General features: G+C 70.2%; 5 protein-coding genes and 1 pseudogene. 3 read left to right on the forward strand and 3 right to left on the reverse strand.

Annotated elements, in window-relative coordinates:
- Positions 1 to 512: pseudogene (locus Q0U08_RS17890) on the forward strand (TonB-dependent receptor); the annotation flags it as partial.
- Here the strand turns inward: Q0U08_RS17890 and Q0U08_RS17895 are convergent.
- Together Q0U08_RS17895 and Q0U08_RS17900 are read right to left on the reverse strand one after the other, a co-directional pair.
- On the reverse strand, positions 509 to 2,041 hold the full coding sequence (locus tag Q0U08_RS17895; RefSeq protein ID WP_298093007.1) for a glycine betaine ABC transporter substrate-binding protein: 1,533 nt from the start codon (positions 2,039 to 2,041) through the stop codon (positions 509 to 511). The pseudogene Q0U08_RS17890 and the gene Q0U08_RS17895 overlap by 4 nt on opposite strands.
- Positions 2,038 to 2,793 carry an ABC transporter ATP-binding protein gene (locus tag Q0U08_RS17900; protein WP_298093008.1) on the reverse strand — a complete coding sequence of 252 codons (756 nt, stop codon included), beginning with the start codon at positions 2,791 to 2,793 and terminating at the stop codon, positions 2,038 to 2,040. Before Q0U08_RS17900 ends, Q0U08_RS17895 begins: the two co-directional genes overlap by 4 nt.
- Positions 2,794 to 2,864: 71 nt before the next feature.
- Between Q0U08_RS17900 and Q0U08_RS17905 the strand changes: the two genes are divergently transcribed.
- Positions 2,865 to 3,629: an SDR family oxidoreductase gene (locus Q0U08_RS17905; protein WP_298093009.1), complete on the forward strand. Its 765-nt coding sequence runs from the start codon at positions 2,865 to 2,867 to the stop codon at positions 3,627 to 3,629.
- A 148-nt stretch (positions 3,630 to 3,777) separates the two neighbouring features.
- On the opposite strand, the gene Q0U08_RS17910 is transcribed toward Q0U08_RS17905, so the two are convergent.
- The gene (locus Q0U08_RS17910; RefSeq protein WP_298093010.1) at positions 3,778 to 4,071 is read right to left on the reverse strand and encodes a 4a-hydroxytetrahydrobiopterin dehydratase; all 294 of its coding nucleotides are present in this window, start codon (positions 4,069 to 4,071) and stop codon (positions 3,778 to 3,780) included.
- A 56-nt stretch (positions 4,072 to 4,127) separates the two neighbouring features.
- On the opposite strand from Q0U08_RS17910, the gene Q0U08_RS17915 reads away from it, so the two are divergent.
- The gene (locus Q0U08_RS17915; protein ID WP_298093011.1) at positions 4,128 to 4,541 is read left to right on the forward strand and encodes a metallopeptidase family protein; all 414 of its coding nucleotides are present in this window, start codon (positions 4,128 to 4,130) and stop codon (positions 4,539 to 4,541) included.
- Positions 4,542 to 4,620: the final 79 nt, after the last annotated feature.

The following is a 4,620-nucleotide window of genomic DNA, read 5'->3' on the forward strand; positions in this document are numbered from 1 at the left end:
GGCGTGGGCCGGGTGGACGGCAGGGCGGCGGACGCATGCAGTTCGCGGTTTATCACACCGTCGCGTTCAAGGACCGGCGCGTGCTGGCCGAGGGCGGGCCGGTGCTGGATCTGCTGGAGGGCGACGCGATCGGCAATGCGGGCGGTGCGCCGCGACATCAGGTGGAGGCGCAGGCGGGATACAGCAACAACGGGCTGGGCGCGCGCCTGTCCGCGAACTGGCAGAGCACGACGCGGGTGAACGGCGGTACCGCGGAAAGCCCCGATGCGCTGACCTTCCAGAGCCTGGCGACCGTCAACCTGCGGCTGTTCGCCGATCTGGGCCAGCGGCTGGATCTGGTGCGCGCGCATCCCTGGACGCGGGGCATGCGGATCAGCCTGTACGTCAACAACCTGTTCAACGAGCGGCAGACCGTGACCGATGCGGCGGGCGTCGTGCCGAACCGGTATCAGCCGGGCTATGTCGATGCGCTGGGACGCACCGTGCGGCTGTCGGTGCGCAAGATCTTTTAGAGCCCGATCTGCTGCGCCAGCCAGCGGGCGGCGGCCTCCGGCGTCTGCTTGTCGGTGTCGCGGTCGACGCGGTAATTGGCCTGGCGCATCGCTTCTACGGGGATGCGGTCGAGGAGGGGGCGGAGTGCGGCGAGCAGGCGGGGGTCCTGTGCATGGGCGGGGCCGAGGAGCAGGACGGCGTCGTAGCCGGGAATGGCGTGCCTGGGATCGGTGAGCACGGTCAGGTCGTCGGCGGCGATGCGGCCGTCCGAGGAAAAGGCGGAGATGACGTCGGCCCGTCCGCTGGCGAGCGCGCGGTACATGAAGGTGGGGCTGTAGGGTGTCGTCGCGGCGAAGCGTAAGGCATAGGCGCGCTGCACCGCGGCCCATTCGGGGCGGTCGAGAAATTCGAGATCGCTGCCGAGGCGCAAAGCCGGTGCGGCGGCGGACAGGTCGGCCAGCGTGGCGATGCCGCGGCGGCGGGCATCGTCCCCTCGCATCGCAAAGGCATAGGCGTTCTCGAAGCCGAGGGGGCCGAGCAGGCGGACCCCTTGGGCACCTGTCCAACGCGACAGGTCGGCGAGCATGGCGGCGCGGGGTGGCGCGTCCGTGCGGTGCATCGCGGTGGTCCACAGCGTGCCGGCATAGTCGACATAGACATCGACATCGCCCGTCCGGGCCGCGCCGAAGATCACCGCGGAACCGAGGCCGTCGCGGTAGCTGACATGGTATCCGGCCCGTTCCAGCCGGTCGCCGATGAGGCGGGCGAGGATATATTGCTCGGAGAAGTTCTTCGCGCCGATCACGATCGTCCGGTCGTCGCCGCGCGGCCAGAGCGGGGCGGTGGCAAGCGCAAGCCCGCCAAAGAGCAGCGCGACACCGGCGAGCCAGACCCGGCGGCGGCCACGGGCAAGACCGTGCTCGATCATCCCGATCATCACATCGACACCGAGCGCGAGGGCGGCGGCGGCGAGGCAGCCGGCGAGGACGAGCGCCCAGGCCTGGGTCTGGAGACCGGCGAAGATCAGGTCGCCCAGGCTGGGCTGGCCGACGGTGGTGGACAGGGTGGCGGCACCGATCGTCCAGACCGCGGCGGTGCGGATGCCGGCGACGAGGACGGGCGCGGCGAGCGGCAGTTCCACCTGCCACAGCTTTTGCGTGGGCGTCATGCCGACCGCATCGGCCGCGCGGGTGACGGCGGGGTCGAGGCCGGTGAGCCCGGTGACGCCGTTGCGCAGGATCGGCAGCGCGGCATAGAGCGCCAGCGCGAGCAGCGAGGGCAGGAAGCCGAGCGCGGGAATGCGCCCGCCGACCAGCCCCGACAGGCTGAGCAGCAGCGGGAAGAAGAGTGCGAGCAGGGCAAGCGACGGGATCGTCTGCACGAGGCTGGCAAAGCCCAGCGCGATGCGGCCGATGCGTGGGCGGCGTGCGGAGAGGAGCGCGAGCGGCAGGCTGATCACCATGCCGAGCGCCAGCGCGGCGATGGCGAGCAGGACGTGCTGCGCGAGGAGTGCGGGCACGCCGGCAAGGGCGTCGAGGAACGCGCTCATCGGATGAGTGTCGCCAGCCGTTCGGCCTGATGCCGGGGTACGGCCATCAGCGCCTGCGCAGCCTGACCCCCGCCGCCGGCCGCGAGTTCAGCAGGGGTGGCGTCGGCGACGATGCGGCCATGCGCCATCACCAGCACGCGATCGGCGAGGAGCAACGCCTCCGCCATGTCGTGGGTGACGAGGATGGTGGAAAGGCCGAGGCGATCATGGAGCGCGCGCAGCCGGGTGCCGAGCCCGTCGCGGGTGACGGGATCGAGCGCGCCCAGCGCCTCGTCGAGCAGCAGGATGGCGGGCGCGGGTGCGAGCGCGCGGGCGATGGCGACGCGCTGGCGCTGGCCCCCGGACAGTTGATCGGGGCGGCGATCGGCGAGGTCGCGGGGCAGCTCGACCAGATCGAGCATCTCGGCGACGCGCTCGCCGACCGGCGTGCCGGCGAGGCGCAGGCCGATCGTGATATTGGCCGCGACGCTCATGTGCGGGAACAGCCCGTCGCCCTGAAAGACATAGCCGATGCGGCGGCGGAGCAGGTGGGGCGGGCCGCTTGCGATATCCTGCCCCTCAACCCGGATGGTGCCGGTATCGGGGCGGACCAGCGCGTTGATCGTCTGGAGCAGCGTCGACTTGCCCGAGCCGGATGTCCCGACCAGCGCGACAAAGGCGCCGGGCGCGATGTCGAGCGACACGTCGTCCACCGCGGTGGTCGCGCCGAAGCGCCGGGTGACGCGGTCGAGCGCGATGATCGGGGCTGGCATCGGCGGCGATGATGCGGAATGATGCGTGAAACGTCAAACGATTGGCGCATGACGCGCCCGAAGGAGAGGATATGCAGGCGATCTTCGTCACCGGTGCCGCATCGGGCATCGGGCGGGCCACCGCGGCGCTGTTCGCCAAGGCGGGGTGGCGCGTCGGGCTGGCCGATCGCGACGAGGCCAAGCTGGCGGAAACCGCCGCCGCGCTGGGTGGCCCGCACAGCACGCATGTGATGGACGTGCGCGATGTCGGCGCCTGGGAAAGCGAGCTGGCGAGCTTCGTGATCGCGGCAGGCCGGCTGGACGTGATGTTCAACAATGCCGGAATCGCAGCGGGCGGGCCGTTCGGCGAGATCGACATCGACACGCTGGACCGGGTGATCGACATCAATTTTCGCGGGGTCGCGTACGGCGCGCGCGTCGCCTATCCGCACCTGAAGGCGACGCCGGGATCGTGCCTGCTCAACACCTCGTCCGCATCGGGCATCTACGGATCGGCGGGGCTGGCGACCTATTCGGCGACGAAGTTTGCGGTGCGCGGGCTGACCGAGGCACTGGACGGCGAATGGGCGGCGGACGGCATCCAGGTGCGCGCGATCCTGCCCAGTTTCATCGACACGCCGCTGCTGGATGCGGTGGTGGGCAAGGGGACCGCGCGCGAGCGGGTGCGGGCGCAGGGGATGGAGTTCACGCCCGTGGAGGCGGTGGCGCAGGCGGCCTGGGATGCGGTGCATGGCGACCGGCTGCTGACCCCGGTGGGGCGGACGGCGCGGCGGATGACGTTTGCGGCGCGGTGGATGCCGGGGAAGTTGCGGCGGCAGATGCGCGGGGGGCGGTAGCTGTTTCTCCTAGCCCTCTCCCCTGCGGGGAGAGGGTCGGGTGAGGGGGTGCTAAGCAGTGTAGCGCTGCTTGGCACCCCCTCACCCTCCCACCGCTCCGCGGCGGGCCCCTCCCTCTCCCCGGAGGGGAGAGGGCATCTTCCTGGCGCTACTCGCCCATAATCGCGTCGATCGCTTCGGCGAGTTCGATGTCGCGGCCGGACAGGCCGCCGGCGTCGTGCGTGGTCAGGAGGATTTCCACCCGGTTCCAGACGTTCTTCCACTCCGGATGATGGTCCATCTTTTCCGCGATCAGCGCGACGCGGGTCATGAAGGCGAAGGCCTCCACGAAATCGGCGAACACCACGGTGCGGGTGATCGCGTCGCGCGCCTCGTCGTGATCCCAGTCGGGCAGGCCGTCCAGTGCCTCTGCGCGGTCCACTTCGCTGAGCGGTTCGATCATCCCCATTTCCCTATATCGCTTGCCGGTTCCAAGTCCCCACGGGTATGGCCTGATGCATGGGCGGGCAAGACGGCATCGGCGCGGCACCGGACGCGGCAACGATAGAAGCTTTGGCGCGCGCGACGATCGCCAAGCTGCCGCGCGCCTTTGCCGAGCATCTGGGCGACGTGGTGCTGCTGGTCGAGGAATTCGCCGATGACGAGACGCTGGCCAGCCTGGGGATCGAGCATCCGCTGGACCTGACCGGCCTGTATCATGGGCGCCCGGTGGGTGAGAAATCGTCGATGGATACCGGCGCGCTGCCCGACCGCATCCATTTGTATCGCCGCGCGATCCTGGACGAATGGATCGAAACCGGCGTGCGGCTGGACGAGCTGGTCGCGCATGTGACGATCCATGAGATCGGGCATCATTTCGGCCTGTCCGACGATGACATGCACGCGCTGGAAGACGCGGTGGCGGACGCGTGATGCTCGCCCTCAGCGGCGTGGCGGGTCTGCGGGGGCAGCGGATGCTGTTTGAGGGGGTCGATATCGCGCTGGCGCCGGG

The organism is uncultured Sphingomonas sp., from assembly GCF_946477935.1.
Taxonomy (GTDB): Bacteria; Pseudomonadota; Alphaproteobacteria; order Sphingomonadales; family Sphingomonadaceae; genus Sphingomonas.

Bases quoted from the DNA above. Each gene is read 5' to 3' on its own strand.
- Q0U08_RS17905 (WP_298093009.1), top strand. From the start codon at position 2,865: ATGCAGGCGATCTTCGTCACCGGTGCCGCATCGGGCATCGGGCGGGCC.
- Q0U08_RS17915 (WP_298093011.1), top strand. From the start codon at position 4,128: ATGGGCGGGCAAGACGGCATCGGCGCGGCACCGGACGCGGCAACGATA.
- Q0U08_RS17900 (WP_298093008.1), bottom strand. From the start codon at position 2,793: ATGCCAGCCCCGATCATCGCGCTCGACCGCGTCACCCGGCGCTTCGGC.
- Q0U08_RS17895 (WP_298093007.1), bottom strand. From the start codon at position 2,041: ATGAGCGCGTTCCTCGACGCCCTTGCCGGCGTGCCCGCACTCCTCGCG.
- Q0U08_RS17910 (WP_298093010.1), bottom strand. From the start codon at position 4,071: ATGATCGAACCGCTCAGCGAAGTGGACCGCGCAGAGGCACTGGACGGC.